This window comes from Enterobacter cloacae complex sp. HYC080_NIDB, from assembly GCF_056673325.1.
On sequence record NZ_CP114212.1, the window covers coordinates 2,688,278 to 2,703,770 of the forward strand.

At 51.9% G+C, this 15,493-nt stretch carries 21 protein-coding genes; 8 read left to right on the forward strand and 13 right to left on the reverse strand.

Annotation, left to right across the window (positions count from 1 at the left end; translation table 11 throughout):
- The first annotated feature begins 14 nt into the window (after positions 1 to 14).
- Positions 15 to 461 carry a DUF441 domain-containing protein gene (locus tag O1723_RS12760; protein WP_014883439.1) on the forward strand — a complete coding sequence of 149 codons (447 nt, stop codon included), beginning with the start codon at positions 15 to 17 and terminating at the stop codon, positions 459 to 461.
- On the opposite strand, the gene O1723_RS12765 is transcribed toward O1723_RS12760, so the two are convergent.
- Positions 445 to 1,236, reverse strand: coding sequence for an AraC family transcriptional regulator (locus O1723_RS12765; RefSeq protein WP_014883438.1), 792 nt, complete (start codon positions 1,234 to 1,236; stop codon positions 445 to 447). The genes O1723_RS12760 and O1723_RS12765 overlap by 17 nt on opposite strands.
- Positions 1,237 to 1,335: 99 nt before the next feature.
- Between O1723_RS12765 and O1723_RS12770 the strand changes: the two genes are divergently transcribed.
- Positions 1,336 to 2,523, forward strand: a complete 1,188-nt coding sequence (locus O1723_RS12770) for a CynX/NimT family MFS transporter (protein WP_248191093.1) — start codon at positions 1,336 to 1,338, stop codon at positions 2,521 to 2,523.
- Between the two features lie 32 nt (positions 2,524 to 2,555).
- On the opposite strand, the gene O1723_RS12775 is transcribed toward O1723_RS12770, so the two are convergent.
- Positions 2,556 to 3,263 (reverse strand): CTP synthase C-terminal region-related (seleno)protein, encoded by a 708-nt coding sequence (locus O1723_RS12775; protein WP_023332733.1) that lies wholly within the window; start codon positions 3,261 to 3,263, stop codon positions 2,556 to 2,558.
- 101 nt (positions 3,264 to 3,364) lie between these two features.
- Between O1723_RS12775 and O1723_RS12780 the strand changes: the two genes are divergently transcribed.
- A complete protein-coding gene (locus tag O1723_RS12780; RefSeq protein WP_014883435.1) occupies positions 3,365 to 3,709 on the forward strand; it encodes a DUF488 domain-containing protein in 345 nt (114 codons plus the stop codon).
- On the opposite strand, the gene O1723_RS12785 is transcribed toward O1723_RS12780, so the two are convergent.
- Positions 3,710 to 4,015: a nuclear transport factor 2 family protein gene (locus O1723_RS12785; protein ID WP_014883434.1), complete on the reverse strand. Its 306-nt coding sequence runs from the start codon at positions 4,013 to 4,015 to the stop codon at positions 3,710 to 3,712. It lies immediately after the preceding gene.
- An 80-nt stretch (positions 4,016 to 4,095) separates the two neighbouring features.
- Entirely contained in the window at positions 4,096 to 4,350 is a 255-nt protein-coding gene (locus O1723_RS12790; RefSeq protein WP_014883433.1) for a putative hemolysin, read from the reverse strand.
- Positions 4,351 to 4,513: 163 nt separating this feature from the next.
- Here O1723_RS12790 and O1723_RS12795 point away from each other — a divergent pair, with 163 nt between their 5' ends.
- Positions 4,514 to 5,533, forward strand: a complete 1,020-nt coding sequence (locus O1723_RS12795; protein WP_032645358.1) for a sensor domain-containing diguanylate cyclase — start codon at positions 4,514 to 4,516, stop codon at positions 5,531 to 5,533.
- 43 nt (positions 5,534 to 5,576) lie between these two features.
- Positions 5,577 to 5,675 (forward strand): YoaK family small membrane protein, encoded by a 99-nt coding sequence (locus O1723_RS12800; protein ID WP_014883431.1) that lies wholly within the window; start codon positions 5,577 to 5,579, stop codon positions 5,673 to 5,675.
- 127 nt (positions 5,676 to 5,802) lie between these two features.
- Here O1723_RS12800 and O1723_RS12805 read toward each other — a convergent pair whose 3' ends face one another.
- The 9 genes from O1723_RS12805 to O1723_RS12845 form a co-directional block, all read right to left on the reverse strand.
- A complete protein-coding gene (locus O1723_RS12805) occupies positions 5,803 to 6,051 on the reverse strand; it encodes a GlsB/YeaQ/YmgE family stress response membrane protein (RefSeq protein WP_008500746.1) in 249 nt (82 codons plus the stop codon).
- A gap of 280 nt (positions 6,052 to 6,331) precedes the next feature.
- Positions 6,332 to 7,276: a diguanylate cyclase gene (locus O1723_RS12810; RefSeq protein ID WP_479983835.1), complete on the reverse strand. Its 945-nt coding sequence runs from the start codon at positions 7,274 to 7,276 to the stop codon at positions 6,332 to 6,334.
- Positions 7,277 to 7,471: 195 nt separating this feature from the next.
- Positions 7,472 to 8,169, reverse strand: a protein-coding gene (locus O1723_RS12815; protein ID WP_223826526.1) for an IS1-like element IS1A family transposase whose coding sequence is annotated in 2 segments (ribosomal slippage) — positions 7,472 to 7,920 and positions 7,920 to 8,169 — 699 coding nt in all. Because the reading frame shifts where the segments join, the coding sequence is not laid out codon by codon here.
- Between the two features lie 247 nt (positions 8,170 to 8,416).
- Positions 8,417 to 8,674: a DUF977 family protein gene (locus O1723_RS12820; RefSeq protein WP_045350074.1), complete on the reverse strand. Its 258-nt coding sequence runs from the start codon at positions 8,672 to 8,674 to the stop codon at positions 8,417 to 8,419.
- A 3-nt stretch (positions 8,675 to 8,677) separates the two neighbouring features.
- Positions 8,678 to 9,097: a PerC family transcriptional regulator gene (locus O1723_RS12825; protein WP_045350075.1), complete on the reverse strand. Its 420-nt coding sequence runs from the start codon at positions 9,095 to 9,097 to the stop codon at positions 8,678 to 8,680.
- Between the two features lie 14 nt (positions 9,098 to 9,111).
- Positions 9,112 to 9,657 carry a replication protein P gene (locus O1723_RS12830; RefSeq protein WP_122974555.1) on the reverse strand — a complete coding sequence of 182 codons (546 nt, stop codon included), beginning with the start codon at positions 9,655 to 9,657 and terminating at the stop codon, positions 9,112 to 9,114.
- A complete protein-coding gene (locus O1723_RS12835) occupies positions 9,569 to 10,627 on the reverse strand; it encodes a DnaT-like ssDNA-binding domain-containing protein (protein WP_045350078.1) in 1,059 nt (352 codons plus the stop codon). Before O1723_RS12835 ends, O1723_RS12830 begins: the two co-directional genes overlap by 89 nt.
- Before the next feature lie 36 nt (positions 10,628 to 10,663).
- Positions 10,664 to 11,218, reverse strand: a complete 555-nt coding sequence (locus O1723_RS12840; protein ID WP_045350080.1) for a toxin YdaT family protein — start codon at positions 11,216 to 11,218, stop codon at positions 10,664 to 10,666.
- A 2-nt stretch (positions 11,219 to 11,220) separates the two neighbouring features.
- Positions 11,221 to 11,448, reverse strand: coding sequence for a transcriptional regulator (locus O1723_RS12845; RefSeq protein ID WP_029485136.1), 228 nt, complete (start codon positions 11,446 to 11,448; stop codon positions 11,221 to 11,223).
- A gap of 131 nt (positions 11,449 to 11,579) precedes the next feature.
- Here O1723_RS12845 and O1723_RS12850 point away from each other — a divergent pair, with 131 nt between their 5' ends.
- The 3 genes from O1723_RS12850 to O1723_RS12860 all read left to right on the forward strand — a co-directional run bounded on the left by O1723_RS12850 (position 11,580) and on the right by O1723_RS12860 (position 15,470).
- A complete protein-coding gene (locus tag O1723_RS12850) occupies positions 11,580 to 11,990 on the forward strand; it encodes a helix-turn-helix domain-containing protein (protein ID WP_045350084.1) in 411 nt (136 codons plus the stop codon).
- A 295-nt stretch (positions 11,991 to 12,285) separates the two neighbouring features.
- Complete coding sequence (locus O1723_RS12855) at positions 12,286 to 12,552, forward strand: hypothetical protein (RefSeq protein WP_045350086.1); 267 nt, start codon at positions 12,286 to 12,288, stop codon at positions 12,550 to 12,552.
- 437 nt (positions 12,553 to 12,989) lie between these two features.
- On the forward strand, positions 12,990 to 15,470 hold the full coding sequence (locus tag O1723_RS12860) for a 3'-5' exonuclease (protein ID WP_333145644.1): 2,481 nt from the start codon (positions 12,990 to 12,992) through the stop codon (positions 15,468 to 15,470).
- Positions 15,471 to 15,493: the final 23 nt, after the last annotated feature.

Genomic DNA, 15,493 nt, shown 5'->3' on the forward strand with positions numbered 1-15,493 from the left:
GGCAAGGATTCCCTATGTTTGACCCTACTCTGCTCATTCTCCTGGCACTCGCCGCGCTGGGTTTAATCAGTCATAACACCACCGTCGCCATCTCGATTCTGGTGCTGATTATCGTTCGCGTCACGCCGTTAAATACCTTTTTCCCGTGGATAGAAAAGCAAGGCCTCACCATCGGGATAATCATTTTAACCATCGGGGTGATGGCGCCCATCGCCAGCGGTACGCTTCCCGCCTCAACGCTGCTGCACTCGTTTGTCAACTGGAAATCGCTGGTGGCTATCGCGGTAGGTGTATTTGTCTCATGGCTCGGTGGGCGCGGCGTTACGCTGATGAGCAGCCAGCCTTCACTGGTTGCGGGTCTGCTGGTGGGCACGGTGCTGGGCGTAGCGCTCTTTCGCGGCGTGCCGGTGGGCCCGCTGATTGCAGCCGGTCTGGTCTCCCTGTTTATCGGGAAGTCGTAGTCAGGCTGGCCATGTAACGTGCAGGCGTCTGGCCCAGCCCCTTCTTAAACATGGTAATAAACGCGGTGGTCGAGTCATAACCCAGTGACTGTGCCACCTGCTGTACTGATTTCCCGCTTATCAAATGCTGTAACGCCACAATAAGCTGCAGCTGGTGACGCCAGCGACGAAAGCTTAGACCGGTCTCTTTTACCACCAGTCGCGCCAGGTTGCGTTCGCTCATGGCGAAGTGGCTTGCCCATTGTGCCAGCGTCTGCCAGGCCGCGGGCTCTTCCGCCATCTTCTCGCTCATCAGCCGGATTTTTGGATGGGGTGAGACGGGTAACTGTAAATGCTCCTGACGCTGGAGCGGCAGTTCATCAAACAGGACATCGACCAGTCGGGATGTGGCCGCAAGCTGAAGCTGTGCCTGCGATTTTTCTGCCAGCGATAAAATCAGCTCCCGCACCAGAGGGGTCATTTTCAGCGTACAACAGCGGTCGGGCAGACTGGCGGCGCCGGGCTCAATGAACAAAAAGCAGAGCTGCGCCCCCGGCGTGGCCCTGTTACTGTGCGGCATCTGCCCGGGGATCCAGACCGCGTACTGGGGCGGTACCATCAACATGGCATTTTCCACTTCACAGGTAATCGCGCCGCCAAGTGCCAGAATCAGCTGTCCCTTGCGGTGATGATGCAGGGGTATATATTGTTCCTCCGCCACCACACGGATGCGAAAGGCGACGGCCGCATCATGCTGGCTATCAGGATCGTAGCCGTCCAGTCCCAGTCCAATCATCATGTTGTCCGATTTTAGCGATAAACTGTCATTTTAGCCTGATTTCAACCGCCGGGAAAATCGGTATTGTGTGCGCTCGCTTGAACGTATGAGAACATAATGACTACTGCTATTCGCACCTCAGGAAAACACGGCGCGCTGTTGATTGCAGGCATCCTGATGATCGCCACCACGCTTCGCGTCACCTTTACCGGCGCAGCCCCGCTGCTGGATACCCTTCGCCTTGATTATGGCTTAAGCACGGCGCAAACCGGTCTGCTGACCACCCTGCCCCTGTTGGCTTTTGCCCTGATCTCCCCGCTCGCCGCAGGTCTGGCCCGACGTATTGGCATGGAGCGTAGCCTGTTTATCGCCCTGTTGCTGATTTGCGCCGGGATAGCCATTCGCTCCCTGCCTTCCGCTGCCCTGCTTTTCATCGGCACGGCAGTGATTGGCTGCGGGATCGCGCTTGGGAACGTGCTGTTACCAGGTTTAATTAAACGTGACTTTCCGGGCCAGGTGGCGAAACTCACCGGTGCCTATTCCCTGACGATGGGGGCAGCCGCCGCGTTAGGATCGGCGCTAATCGTGCCGCTGGCCCAGGGTCATGCGGGCTGGCAGGGCGCGCTGCTGATGCTGATGGTGTTTCCGCTAATCGCCTTGCTGCTCTGGCTGCCGCAGTGGCGTCAGAAACATGTTGCGACGGTAACAGGCGCAGGCGCGTTACATAACCGCGCAATCTGGCGTTCTGCTCTCGCCTGGCAGGTGACGCTCTTTCTGGGGATTAACTCCCTTATCTATTACGTCATCATCGGCTGGCTGCCGGCGATACTGCTTAGCCACGGCTACAGCGAGGCGCAGGCAGGTTCGGTGCATGGTCTTTTACAGCTGGCGACAGCCGTGCCGGGACTTGCCGTTCCGCTGATCCTCCATCGGCTGAAAGATCAGCGGACGATCGCCGGTGCAGTGGCGCTGATGTGCGCGGTAAGCGCAGCGGGATTGTGGTTTATACCGGATATGGCGGTGATGTGGACGCTGGTGTTTGGCTTTGGCTCCGGGGCAACGATGATCCTCGGCCTGACGTTCATCGGTCTGCGCGCGAGCTCTGCGCATCAGGCGGCGGCATTGTCCGGTATGGCACAGTCTATCGGCTACCTGCTCGCTGCCTGCGGACCGCCGTTGATGGGTAAAATCCACGATTCGGTAGGAGACTGGCGCATCCCCCTTCTCGCCTGTGCGCTGGCCGCGATCGTCATGGCCGTCTGCGGGATACTTGCCGGGCGCGACCGGGAAATCGCGCCCCGCTAAACACGAAGGCAGACCATCGGGTCTGCCCTGTTTTAGCCCCGCGCCGCGCGAAGCATTGCCTGTACGAGAACCACCGGACGTCCTTCCAGCGCAGCACGCTCGTGCTGGAACAAAGTGATCACAAAGAACGGGTGGGTTATCAGCTCCGCCGCACGGATTTCCCCCTGTTCGTCCCAGCCCGTCACGCGCATATCACCGCTCTCCAGCGCCTGAGCAAATTCCGGCGACACACCATAGTTGCAGTGATATCCCTCTTCAATTTCGGGTTTGCCGTAGGCTTTGGCGATCAGCGTATTGCTGCGCAGTTCAATGGCATCGGATATTTCCACCAGCGAGCAGGTCAGCGGCGCGATCACCATAGTGCCTTCGGTATCCGTCTCAGCATGTGCCGCATCGTGCCAGCCCAGCACGTTACGGGCATACTCAATCAGCGCATGCTGGAACCCACCGCAGGTCCCCAGGAACGGAATACTGTTTTCACGGGCGTAGCGTGCGGCGATAAAGGCGGCCTCTGTGTTTTTATAGGGGCTCGCAGGAACCAGCCAGATGGCATCGTAGCCCACCAGATCCTCAGAACTGGTTAATTCCGGGGTAGCAAGCCAGTCGTAATCGGCGGTGAGGTCAAGAACGGCCGCAGCATCGTCAATGGCCAGCGGGATCGCCTTGTGTGCAATAACATCAGGATTGTAATCGCCAACCAGCGCAATGCGGAGCGTCGTTTTAACCGGGAGGTGTTCCATGAAAGTTTCCTTATGCCAGAGTATTATCAGATAACATAAGGAACCTCAGACTACCGATCTTCTGCAATTATCACAATACCTTAAATTGGGAGGGTGGAATTATGATTCAGTGCAAACGCGTCTATGAGCAGGCAAGCCAGGACGATGGCTATCGGGTGCTGGTGGACAGACTCTGGCCGCGCGGGGTTAAAAAAACGGACCTCGCCCATGACGAATGGTGTAAAACACTCACGCCATCGAACGCATTACGTCAGGAGTATCATAGCGAAGCTATTGATTTTGCGACTTTCAGTAAAGCCTATCAGGAAGAACTGGCGCAGCACAAGGACGAGGGAAGGCGTCTTGCGGCGGTGGCACACAAGCAGACTCTCACCCTCCTCTATGGCGCGAAAAACACGGAACAGAATCACGCCCTGGTTTTAGCCGACTGGCTACGTCATTTGTGATCAGCTGATTGTCAGCTCATCCAGCATTTGCGGGGCTTGATCAGGGGTGAGCGGCATCAGATGTTCGGCGCGAACAAACGCAAAGCCGTGCTGATTGTCAAAGGCGTAGACGTCTCCGGTGACCAGCCAAAGCGCGCGGTCCGCACTTGCGGGTAATTGCGTCATCACGCCGTTAACCGGGTTTACAAAACGCAGGCCAGGCTGGCAAAGACCAAACAACTCAACAGATTTACCAATATTGCGACGGCCAGACGCCGTGCGGGCACCGATGATCATCGCCATGCAGCCCGGTTTAAGCTGAAACATACTTCTCTCGCGGTAACAGTAGCCAGATACTGGCTAAGAATAATCCTAAAGAGAAGTGTATCGCAGCATCTGCCCTTCTGTCACCTGGTGGGTTGCGGATGATCGCGACGATAGAGCGTCCATTCGTCGATCACTTCACCACCCGGCAGCTTGCACTCGGTACGAACACCCTGCGGGCTTTGAATCGGGATCTGTTCCCCGCCCTTTTCCAGACAGTAAACGGAAGCCGGGTTCGCCATACCTACGGCCTGTGGCGGTTTGGGCGCATCGGGTGGGGTTGTTTTTGCGGTACAGGCGACCAGGGGAAGCGTCAGCGCCAGAAGCAGAAATCTCATCGCATCGATCCTTGTGACATCATCTTTGCCTAAGGGTAACGGCTCAGCGCCGCTTTCTCCATATATAAAATTTTCTGCATTCATGTTTTACTATGCCTGAAGCCTAAGAATTCAGCATAACATGCAGATGCAGACGTCTTCTGCCTGGGAGTCTTTCTACGTCATGTCGGATATTATCCTTGCCCGTGTTTCAGAAACCCTCGTTACTGAGCAATCCCTTGAAAGTCTCGTTCGTCAGCTGCTGGAGATGTTGGAAATCGTCACCGATATGGAGTCGACTTACCTGACGAAGGTGGATATCCAGGCGCGGCTGCAGCATATCCTTTATGCCCGAAACAGTAAGCAGATGACGATCCCGGAGGGGCTGAGCGTGCCCTGGGATGAAACGCTGTGTAAGCGCGCGCTGGATAGCGACACCATCTTCAGTAACGATGTCCCCGAGCGCTGGCCGGAGTGCGAAGCGGCGAAAGCTCTCGGTATTACCACTTACATGAGCATTCCGGTTCATCTCGCCGATGGCTCGCTTTACGGTACGCTTTGCGCCACCAGCACGGCTAAAAAGCCGCTCAGCGAGCGCGGTGAACAGATGTTAAAATTATTCGCCGGGTTGATTGGTCAGTACATTCAGAAAGAATCTCTGGTGAACCAGCTTCGGGAAGCCAACGCGGCGCTCATCGCACACTCTTATACCGATGCCCTTACCGGCCTGCCCAACCGTCGCGCCATTTTTGAGGATCTGACTACTCTGTTTTCCCTGGCTCGACACCTGAAACGTAACGCCATCATTGCGTTTATCGACCTGGACGATTTTAAATTGATTAACGATCGGTATGGGCATGAAGCAGGCGACCAGTTCCTGATTGAAGTGGGCAAGCGTTTGACCGCAGAAAAACAGCAGGACGATATCATTGGTCGGCTGGGCGGCGATGAGTTTCTGGTGGCCTCTCTGAGTCATGTCGACAATGAGGAGCACATGAATCAGCTCAAAGCGCGCTTCAGCGCACGCATTTCAGGGGAATACTGGCTGGGTAACATTAACCTTATTTATCCGGGAGCCAGCCTCGGCGTTATCGAAGTGGACCCAGACGTAACCGATCCGGACAGCGCATTACGTGCTGCTGATGTGGCGATGTATCAGGATAAGAAAGGAAAAAGCAAAACACGCTTTCTCGCGATGGATTAACCCCGTACACTCTACGGCGTTATAAAAAGAAAAAGGTGATGATATGAGAATAGGGATCCTCTTCCCTGTCGTTATTTTTATTACGGCGGTCGTGTTTCTGGCGTGGTTTTTTGTCGGTGGTTACGCTGCACCGGGGGCATAAATGAGAAAAACCACGCTCATTATGTTAATCATCGCCATTGTGGCCTTTGCTGGCACGCAGCTTGGCTGGTGGTGAACCCGTGATGTAAAAAGGCCGCCATCCGGCAGCCTTTTTTAACGCTTCAGTTTTAGCTTTTGATCTTTCTGTAGATAAACAGCACAACCAGCGCGCCGATCACCGCAACCGCAAAGCTGCCGAAGTTAAAGCCATCTACTTTCCCGAAGCCGAACAGCGTACTGATCCAGCCGCCGACTACCGCGCCGACAATACCCAGTATTACGGTGACGATAAACCCACCGCCATCTTTGCCCGGCATGATCCACTTCGCCAGAATACCCGCAATAAGCCCAAAGATAATCCAGGATAAAATTCCCATAACTTTCCTCTCTGTATGGTTTTTGTCATTAAATCAACGACACAAAAAAGGATAGCACAGGATTTGAGAAAGGAAATTTGTGATAAGCCTCACACTGAGCGGATGCGCATTTTGCCATCAAAATGCCCTTCCCCAGGAAATGTGGGGTTGCATCTTTTATTGAGAAAGATTATCTTTCTCAACGCTGAATAGTTGAGAGAAATACTCAGGTATTCAGTACGACATTGCTCACATTGCTTCCAGTATTTCTTGCCCACGCTTTCGTGGGCTTTTTTTTGGGTTATACCCCAACAAAAGCGTGCCGGTTACGGCCTCCGCGTTTTGCCTGATAGAGCGCCTGGTCCGCGGCAATAATAATATTCTGCTGACTGCCCGCGATGTCGACAGCACGCGCAGTGGAGATGCCTACGCTCACCGTGACCCGCCCGAAAGGACTGAACGCGTGTTCAATGTGGAGAGAGAAGACATTGCGAATAATCGTCTGTGCAAGGCGGAGCGCCTCCTGGATATCCGATTCAGGCAATATCAATGCAAACTCCTCCCCGCCATATCGCGCCACAAGCTGGTTGTCGCGAGTGAGGCTTTCCCTGAGGCAGTTTCCCAGTAATGCCAGACACCTGTCCCCTTCCGGGTGACCATAGTTATCGTTGTACTTTTTGAAGTAGTCCACATCCACGAGGAGGAGCGAAATCGGCGCGTCCTCTGCCGCGCACATCGCGATGTCGGAGAGAATTTTTTCATCGAAAATACGTCGGTTATAAAGCCCGGTCAGGGCATCCTCCGAGGCAATAATCTTTAGCGCTTTGTTATCCCGTGTTTTTCTGGATAAGTCGGAATACAGGAAATAAGACGCCACGATGAGTATCGCGGTAAAAACGAAAATAAGTAAGGCAAGCTGAATCGCCTGCTTGCGCCAGGGGGAAAGGGCTTCATCCGCGCTGACCGCCACCGTCGTGACCAGTCCGTAGCGGCTGTTTTTCTCATAGGCATAAATGCGTTCGATTTTATCAAACCGGGAAACGGAGCTGGCTATCCCTGTATTTTGTACTTTTAGGTATTTCCTGAAGAGAGGAGAATCTGAAAAAATCGTACCGATATAGGTATTCTTAAAGGGGTAGCGAATCAGTAAAACGCCTGTTTGTGTCGTTAAGCCAATAACGCCCGCGTGTCCGATATTGATCTGTCCATAAAGGGTCAGAAAGTTTTCGATACCCAGCGTCACCACCACGACGCCGTTAAATGCCCCCGTGTGAGTCTCAAGGCGTCGGCTTATGGTAATAACCCATTTACCATTGGTTCTGCTTATCACTGGCTCGCCAATAAATATCTGCTGGCTTTTATTTTCCTTGTGATAGACAAAGAATGACCGGTCCGCGCCTTTACGGGGACCTGCTAAAGTTTCGTGGGTAATGACTCCAACTTATTGATAGTGTTTTATGTTCAGATAATGCCCGATGACTTTGTCATGCAGCTCCACCGATTTTGAGAACGACAGCGACTTCCGTCCCAGCCGTGCCAGGTGCTGCCTCAGATTCAGGTTATGCCGCTCAATTCGCTGCGTATATCGCTTGCTGATTACGTGCAGCTTTCCCTTCAGGCGGGATTCATACAGCGGCCAGCCATCCGTCATCCATATCACCACGTCAAAGGGTGACAGCAGGCTCATAAGACGCCCCAGCGTCGCCATAGTGCGTTCACCGAATACGTGCGCAACAACCGTCTTCCGGAGCCTGTCATACGCGTAAAACAGCCAGCGCTGGCGCGATTTAGCCCCGACATAGCCCCACTGTTCGTCCATTTCCGCGCAGACGATGACGTCACTGCCCGGCTGTATGCGCGAGGTTACCGACTGCGGCCTGAGTTTTTTAAGTGACGTAAAATCGTGTTGAGGCCAACGCCCATAATGCGGGCGGTTGCCCGGCATCCAACGCCATTCATGGCCATATCAATGATTTTCTGGTGCGTACCGGGTTGAGAAGCGGTGTAAGTGAACTGCAGTTGCCATGTTTTACGGCAGTGAGAGCAGAGATAGCGCTGATGTCCGGCAGTGCTTTTGCCGTTACGCAACACCCCGTCAGTAGCTGAACAGGAGGGACAGCTGATAGAAACAGAAGCCACTGGAGCACCTCAAAAACACCATCATACACTAAATCAGTAAGTTGGCAGCATCACCCGTTTTCCATCAAACAATTAGTAGTATTGAACTTAACCGCTCATCGTGACCGGCTACCGATTGATTATTACACGCCAATGTTAGTCCTACATCCCTGCGGTTATGACAAATGCCAAGTTCCGCTCCTCGCTCATAGCGGACCTTCAAGAGCATAGAGATGCCGCGGCTAAGCGGCATTTTCATCTACTACATTCACCTTACTTTCTGGTGTGTGAAGCGTTTCAGGTCGAAATCGATTATTGTGCGTTGGTCACGGAAAATGCCGCAACGACCGTAGCGGATCAATTCGCCCCGTGCAATGGCTATTCGTATGTATTTCTCTGCGGTGGTGCGATGCAGATCGAACATCCCAACGACTTCTTTCGTCGTGATACGGCCATGCTTTTTCACCAACTCAATGATCCTTGATATGATTTGGTTGCGTTCACTCTGTGTTTTTGGTCTCGGCATCGGTTACGCCCTCCCCGCCTGACGCAGGCAGTCTTTACGACGCTTGGCGATACGGGCGACCTCAACAGCACTACCAGCTATGCCAAACATTTCTGAATACACCGCAGCTGCTCTTCGCCATAGGCCTTTTGCCTCAAGCGCCTTCGCTTTCTCCTCTGCGGCCTGCATCCTGACTGGATCGCTTTTTTCCGCCATACACGGAAGGATTACATCCGGAATATCCGCGTGTGGTACCGCCTCGTATGTGTACTGAACACTATTCCGCGAACGAACGATCACGCCTTGGTCGCTTAAGTCACGAAGCAATTTGCCTGCTGTTGCACCTGACATATCCAGTGCCTCTGCAACATCCCCTACGGCGCAGTTCGGTTGGTAGCGCACAAACACTGCTACCTGCTGTTTTTGTGTTAATACTTTGGTCATTGGTCAATACTCGATTAGTTGGTTAAACCTGCCGCTTTACGGCGTTGGTACTCTTCCATCAGCAGCTGTGCCGGAGTTGGCCCTGCCGGATGCCGCGGTGCAGCTAGCTGGCGACGGATTGGTGGAACTGAAAGCCCGTTGCTTACGTGCTTCGTCCATTTGGTTAATAATTTCTCTGCCAGTTTTTTAAGTTCCCCCTCGGTCATCTGACGCTCAACTCCAGTTCTGCGCATTTCGATGCAGATGTGATATAGCACCGGCTGCGGCCACGGATATTTGTCACTACCCGAAAAACGATACGACTCGTTACGCCAGCGACGGTATTCACTCATCACGCGGTCAGATGTCAGCCCAAACGGATTGGCACCACTCTCTGAAACCAGCGAAACGAACTCAGCAAGATCCGGGGGCCATGTATTACCTACTGCGCAACGGTCCATGCATTGCTGACAAACCAGTTTGATCTGGTTCTCAGTCATCGAACCTATCTGAGCTATCCACAGGGCCGTGGGTTCTGCCCCATTCTTCTGCGTCCAGCGGTTCGAGAAGATTTCCCCCATCACCTGCCATAACCGCCACGCCGTCTCCGTCGCCATCAAGTCCGTTCCGGCGTCGCCACTCTGCGTGTGCTGACTGTATTTGCTGAACAGCCCGGGATGCTGCTGGCTGTGGTCGAACTGATGCATTCTCGGTACCTCCCGTTTGTGGTGCTTTCAGAACCTTTGCGCGATCCAGGTGGCGAGCGAACTTCTGCTCCCACTGAATTTGATGAAACACTTTCCCTTCGGCTTGCCAGTAAGCGATGAAGCTGCTCAGTTCGGCTTCGATATTTATGCCCGCCTTGATCGGCATGCCCCACAGATTTGCCTGTCGAGCAAAGTCAGCTGTTGGATTCCAGTTTTTAAACATCCGGAATTTGCCGAATGGTTGCTGTAGCCCAATTCCGATACCTGGCTGATCCGGATAATCAGGAATGACAGGTTCGACCAGTTCTCTATGTGTGGGGTTTAGATCTTTATGGTTCCTTGGTAGATTCCGTGTCCCGTTTTTGGGACTGTTTAAAGGGAAAAACGGTACTCTTTGGTTAAATTCCGAACTGTTAACAATCCCGTTTTTGGTACCCTTATCACCTGAAATAGTCCCGTTAATGGCACTGTTTGTATTAACAGTTCCGTTTTCGGTACGGTTCAAATTAACCGTCCCGTTTTTGGGATCCTTTAAAGAGTTCCGTTTTTGGGTCTGTTCGGCATCGGGGATGCTTTCCTCAACACCGAGCAGCTTGTACACAGGAATTTGCTTTGTCCTGCCGCGCCGTTCACCTGTATCGACAACCAGGCCGATTTCCTGCAGATGCTGCAAGCCTGCAAGCACCGTCTTTCTGTCCATCTCAGTAGCCTCTGCAAGCGCAGCGACAGATGGATAAGCGCACAAGTCAGCACCGCACATATCAGCCAGCCAGGTCAGGATCGCCTTACTGGAGGATTTTCCGGTCTTAACTTTCTTGGCCCACCGCATTGCATCAATGCTCATGAAGCCTCCGGGTAGAATTGATTGATCAAAACTCGATTAAAAAAATTGCGGCGCTACGGCGCTGATACTCGCCAGTAGTGGTCCCGCCGCGTCAGCAGGTAACATGTTGAATAACGCGATTGCCGCTTCGCGGATCTCCTTCTCAAGCTTTTGCAGCGGTGCGCCCAGCAACTTCGCCTGATGTGCCTCACTGCATTCTTTGATAGCGCTCGCCACCAGCTCGGCTTCCGTTCTGGCATTACTGAGGCCATGCTTCCTGGCGATCTCAATAGGCATAGCGGCGACGATTGCCCCCGACAGTTGCATGATGTAAGCGGTGTATTTTTCCGAACCACCTTCGTTTTTCAGATACCGGAATAAATTCTGTTTGTTGACCGCGATACCTCGGCCCCCTTCCTTCGTCCACTGCTCTGCCACCAACTGAGCGATTTTTTCCTGCGCCTGGCCGGGCAAAGTGGATTCCCACTCCCGAACTGCAACCTGTATTGAACGGTGCTTAAAGCTATCTCGCCGATGCGCCATAAATTGATTTTGAGTTTTCAGCGGTCCGGCCAAGCGTTGGTTATGATGTTGATATGTAGCTGACTGCATGATTAAGCCTCCTTCTGAGGTAAACCATCTTTTGGATTGGGATAAAGATCAGGACGTAATTCATTAGGAGTAACTTGCCAATCAACGGCCTTACTCACTTTGAGCACAAGCTCTCCGGGAATTTTGTTTTTAAACCAGCCGTTTACAGTTTGGGCTCTCCTTTTCATCCGGCGTCCTAGCTCAGCCTGACTGCAAATCGATAAGAGCTTTTTTTGAATTGATGTCTTCATCAGTTGTTCCCAGTAGTTAACGATGAGTGACAATAAAACAAATTAAATCGATATCGTCAAATTATTTCGATAGTAAGAGCTACAGAAAAAATCTGTATAATTGCTAATAACTAGATGAATTGGATGAAGAGATGAACTTCGGTAAGAGATTGCAAAAGGCGATAAAAGATCTCGAAATATCACAATCTGAGCTGGCACGCAGACTGGGAGTCAAGGCTCAATCTGTTAATGGCTGGTGCAATTCTGACATTTTACCCAGATCTGAAATACTGAATCTTCTTCCCGCTGCGACTGGGTATCCACTCTCATGGTTCTTTATGGAGGATGGTGAGACCCTCGAAGAGCACGATCCTTGGGCACCAAAACCAAAAGTTAAGCCGTCAACAGAACTTCAAGAAAGACTTCTGGAAGCATTCGAACAATTGCCAACAGATGATGAAAAAGAACGAATTATCAAGATAATAGACCTTAGACTTGAAGAGCTCGATAATTTTGCAAAGACTTATCTGCAGAAACGTAATCTGATCCCGCCAACCAAATAGCCTTTCTTTTAATTCACCCTCTTGTGCTCGGGTCATCAATGACCCTAGGTTTTTCTCGCCCCATCTATCGATTTAATTTGACAAATATCGATTGTATTGATAATAATATCTCTATCGCAACGAGTCATCGAGGCAGGACGCCCACGAAGTAGCTGCCGGCGGCATACGAAACACCGGATGAGATGGCAAGACAATCGCGCAGCAGGTTTAACGTTCCGCTAGCCGGCGATAAGGCGAAATGAGTTAACACCCCTGGTTCACCCGACATAGAGGTTAACTATCAAGGTAGGAAATAATGCATATCGAAATTTTCAGAATTGAAGGGCGAGCTTGTTTACTCATCTCCCCCATCAGAATCTCTGTAGCGGAGCGACTGGCGTCCGCCATGGAAAACAGCGAAGTCGTTGCAGCTCTTGGTGCTTATTTCACACCCGTTGGCGAGGCACCAGTTGGTGAACTCGTTGGGCTCTATCTCTACTTTGATAACCTCGATACCGCTGCGTTCATAACGATCAATCATCTGATTGAAACGGATAAGCCAATCCCGGTAATCGTCAGGTAGAACCCACGAATCTGTCAGTAACTCTATGCAGGAATCATATTGGTCGCGGTTTTTGAACCAATAAACACTTATTGGACGGGTTGCCATTTTTATGTCCTTGCAGGCTGATTTCAAATTTCAGCATACCATCGAGACTGAGGTGGTTAAAAGGCAGGCATTAACAGGAGAAGATCAACTATGACCGATTTCGCTAGAAAACCAGCACGGTGCCAGGCCGTACATCTGCCCTATTTTTGGGCGGTAATCCGCCGCATTTGCTACGCCCTGGCTCAAAAAGGCGATCCCACCGCTTCATAAAGCACAAAACCCGCGCAAGGCGGGTTAAGTACCCGGTCAGCCGACCAAAGCTTTCCGGAATCGAGTTTTGACCAATGACCACTACCCAAGGCGGCAATCACTAGCTGCGGGTATCTTACAACCAAAATTAAGGACCCGATATGGAATTCTTTCATTTAATCAAGGCAACGCAGAAATCCGGCAAAGAAGATGCCGTTATCTGGTTCACGGCTAAATCAGAAGCACGAGCCAATTTGCAGCTGGATGTTGAGTTGGAAGATGCTGGCATTGAAACCGGCCGGGGCAAGGATTATAGCAAGCCTATCCGTACCGATTTCCCTGTTTACAACGACCTGCCGGAAGAAAGCACAGTGGATTACACATGGTGCAAACGCTACGAACTCCAGGACGATGGACGCACCTGGCTGCCAAAGGCTGGTGCTGGATCAACTGAAGCCGTGGACAACACTGCAGCACCGGAACCGACCGTTAAAGTCGAAAGTACCGTCGAGAGTGTTCCTCTTGAAAACCGCACTCCAGCGGTCCGTTTTGCCGTGCACATGAACAGCGACAAATACCAGTCACATATCACTAAAGAGCAGCAGCTGGCTGCCAGCGAAATGTCACTGGATGAAGGCAACACCTATCTTCAGAACCTGCTGCTGGCGAAGAACGACATCCCTGAAGTTGCCGAACTCAGCCTGAACGCTGAGTGGAAACTCGTTCAGGCGATTAAGCAGGTATTCGCGCCAGATGAAGCGCACGAAACTGAAGATATCGCTGCATTCATGGCTGACTGGGCTAAAGCAGATACCAGCGATCGCAACCAATTAGTTGAAGACTGGCGCAGTGGCAAATTTACCCCTCTGAAATCTGAAAGCACCAGTGAGACCGGCGTTATAGCAGGTCAGGGGCTTGCACCTGATAACGGTATCCAGATTGACGAAAATGATGACGAAACCACACGTTATCCAGTCGTTAGCATGCCCTTCCGCAAGCAGCTACTCGCCCAGTTCACCTCCGACAAACTGCGCCACCACATTACACGCGATGAATACGAAGGTATCAGCGCGCTGGAGATGGACACTGACAATAGCTATCTCCAGAACCTGCTGCTGGCGGCAGAAAACTGCGAACAGGTTAAGGGTTACGACACCAAAGACCTGTGGCGCTATACCGACGCCATTCGCAAAGTGTTCAGGCAGGAAAAGCGTCACGAACTCGCTTTGGTTCTCCGATTCACCAGAATCTGGGCGGCGACTGATTACATTGACCGCGGCCTGCTGGTAAAAGAATGGGCCAAAGGCAATCGCATTGCAGAAATACAGCGTACTGAAAGCGGTACGAATGCTGGCGGAGGCAACAAGACCGACAGAAACCCTGACCTTAAACATGATCTCGACACTCTCGATTTAGAGATTGCGCTGGCCACGTTACCAATGGATTTCAACATTTATGATACCCCAGGTGGTGTTTTCCGTCGGGCAAAAGAGATCGTTAGTAAAAAAGAAAGTCCATTCAAAGAATGGTCTAGAGCTCTTCGCGCAACTCCGGGGGTTTTGGATTACTCCCGTGCAGCTATCTTTGCACTTATCCGCAGCGCTCACCCGGAGCATTACCTGTATCCGGCACGTCTCAGCGGATTCATTAACGCGAACCTGACTGAAAGCGATCATTCTGCTCAATCAGACGAAACTCTTGCGGCTGCGCGCCATAATCCTGAGGTGAGCTGGACAAACGAGGTAGTGACTGATTCTGCTTTTGAAACTGGCGGCCAGAATGAAGGGGCACAAGTCGACGGCGGCACGCAGCCGGTCCTCGAAAAAGTTGGTAATGGTCTTTTTTCTATTGAAGGGCTGACCACCAGCAACGCTGTAATCGACCAACTAAATACCGCGGCGGAGTACGTTGATAATGTGCAGATGGAAGAAACTGGCAATGATGAAATCCCGGACGGTGCTGCGTTATCAGAAGGCACGGAAGAAACTATCTCAAGCGCAAGCTCTACTGGAACTTATAGCAGCACAACTGCCATAAATAGTGATTCCGGTCATCATAATCATGCCGAGCCTGAAATGCTCTATACACACCTTATGGTCGACATTGAAGCTTTTGGCAAAAAGGCTGACTCACCAGTCGTATCTATCGGGGCCGTGTTTTTTGATCCATCAACAGGTAATACCGGCTCGGAATTTTACAAAGTGATTAGCCTGGAATCTGCCATGGCCAGCGGCGGGGTTCCGGATGCCTCTACCATAATCTTCTGGCTCAAAGCTTCGCCTGAAGCTCGTTCTGAGTTAGTGATGGATGATGCAATTCCGCTCGATGATGCCCTACTACAGCTAAATGAGTTTATAACCGAGAATGCGGCTAACGGCCCTGATTCTGTGAAGGTCTGGGGGAATGGTGCCACTTATGACAATGTCCTGCTTGAGGCATCTTATGACCGGACGGGGATCACCTGCCCATGGAAATTCTGGAATAACCGGGATGTAAGAACTGTTGTCGAGTTGGGTACAGCCGTTGGCTGCGAGCCTCGCTATGAGATCCCATTTGATGGAGAACATCACAAGGCTATTTCGGATGCTCTTCATCAGGTCAAATACGTGTCAGCAATCTGGCAGCGTCTGACTGAACACTGATTTTTTAATTTCAGAAAATGGCC

Coding starts and splice junctions, on each gene's coding strand:
- O1723_RS12800 (WP_014883431.1), top strand. CDS start 5,577: ATGAGAATAGGGATCCTCTTCCCTGTCGTTATTTTTATTACGGCGGTC.
- O1723_RS12855 (WP_045350086.1), top strand. CDS start 12,286: ATGCATATCGAAATTTTCAGAATTGAAGGGCGAGCTTGTTTACTCATC.
- O1723_RS12795 (WP_032645358.1), top strand. CDS start 4,514: ATGTCGGATATTATCCTTGCCCGTGTTTCAGAAACCCTCGTTACTGAG.
- O1723_RS12765 (WP_014883438.1), bottom strand. CDS start 1,236: ATGATTGGACTGGGACTGGACGGCTACGATCCTGATAGCCAGCATGAT.
- O1723_RS12780 (WP_014883435.1), top strand. CDS start 3,365: ATGATTCAGTGCAAACGCGTCTATGAGCAGGCAAGCCAGGACGATGGC.
- O1723_RS12845 (WP_029485136.1), bottom strand. CDS start 11,448: ATGAAGACATCAATTCAAAAAAAGCTCTTATCGATTTGCAGTCAGGCT.
- O1723_RS12805 (WP_008500746.1), bottom strand. CDS start 6,051: ATGGGAATTTTATCCTGGATTATCTTTGGGCTTATTGCGGGTATTCTG.
- O1723_RS12850 (WP_045350084.1), top strand. CDS start 11,580: ATGAACTTCGGTAAGAGATTGCAAAAGGCGATAAAAGATCTCGAAATA.
- O1723_RS12770 (WP_248191093.1), top strand. CDS start 1,336: ATGACTACTGCTATTCGCACCTCAGGAAAACACGGCGCGCTGTTGATT.
- O1723_RS12790 (WP_014883433.1), bottom strand. CDS start 4,350: ATGAGATTTCTGCTTCTGGCGCTGACGCTTCCCCTGGTCGCCTGTACC.
- O1723_RS12830 (WP_122974555.1), bottom strand. CDS start 9,657: ATGGGGGAAATCTTCTCGAACCGCTGGACGCAGAAGAATGGGGCAGAA.
- O1723_RS12760 (WP_014883439.1), top strand. CDS start 15: ATGTTTGACCCTACTCTGCTCATTCTCCTGGCACTCGCCGCGCTGGGT.
- O1723_RS12840 (WP_045350080.1), bottom strand. CDS start 11,218: ATGCAGTCAGCTACATATCAACATCATAACCAACGCTTGGCCGGACCG.
- O1723_RS12835 (WP_045350078.1), bottom strand. CDS start 10,627: ATGAGCATTGATGCAATGCGGTGGGCCAAGAAAGTTAAGACCGGAAAA.
- O1723_RS12775 (WP_023332733.1), bottom strand. CDS start 3,263: ATGGAACACCTCCCGGTTAAAACGACGCTCCGCATTGCGCTGGTTGGC.
- O1723_RS12820 (WP_045350074.1), bottom strand. CDS start 8,674: ATGCCGAGACCAAAAACACAGAGTGAACGCAACCAAATCATATCAAGG.
- O1723_RS12785 (WP_014883434.1), bottom strand. CDS start 4,015: ATGTTTCAGCTTAAACCGGGCTGCATGGCGATGATCATCGGTGCCCGC.
- O1723_RS12825 (WP_045350075.1), bottom strand. CDS start 9,097: ATGACCAAAGTATTAACACAAAAACAGCAGGTAGCAGTGTTTGTGCGC.
- O1723_RS12860 (WP_333145644.1), top strand. CDS start 12,990: ATGGAATTCTTTCATTTAATCAAGGCAACGCAGAAATCCGGCAAAGAA.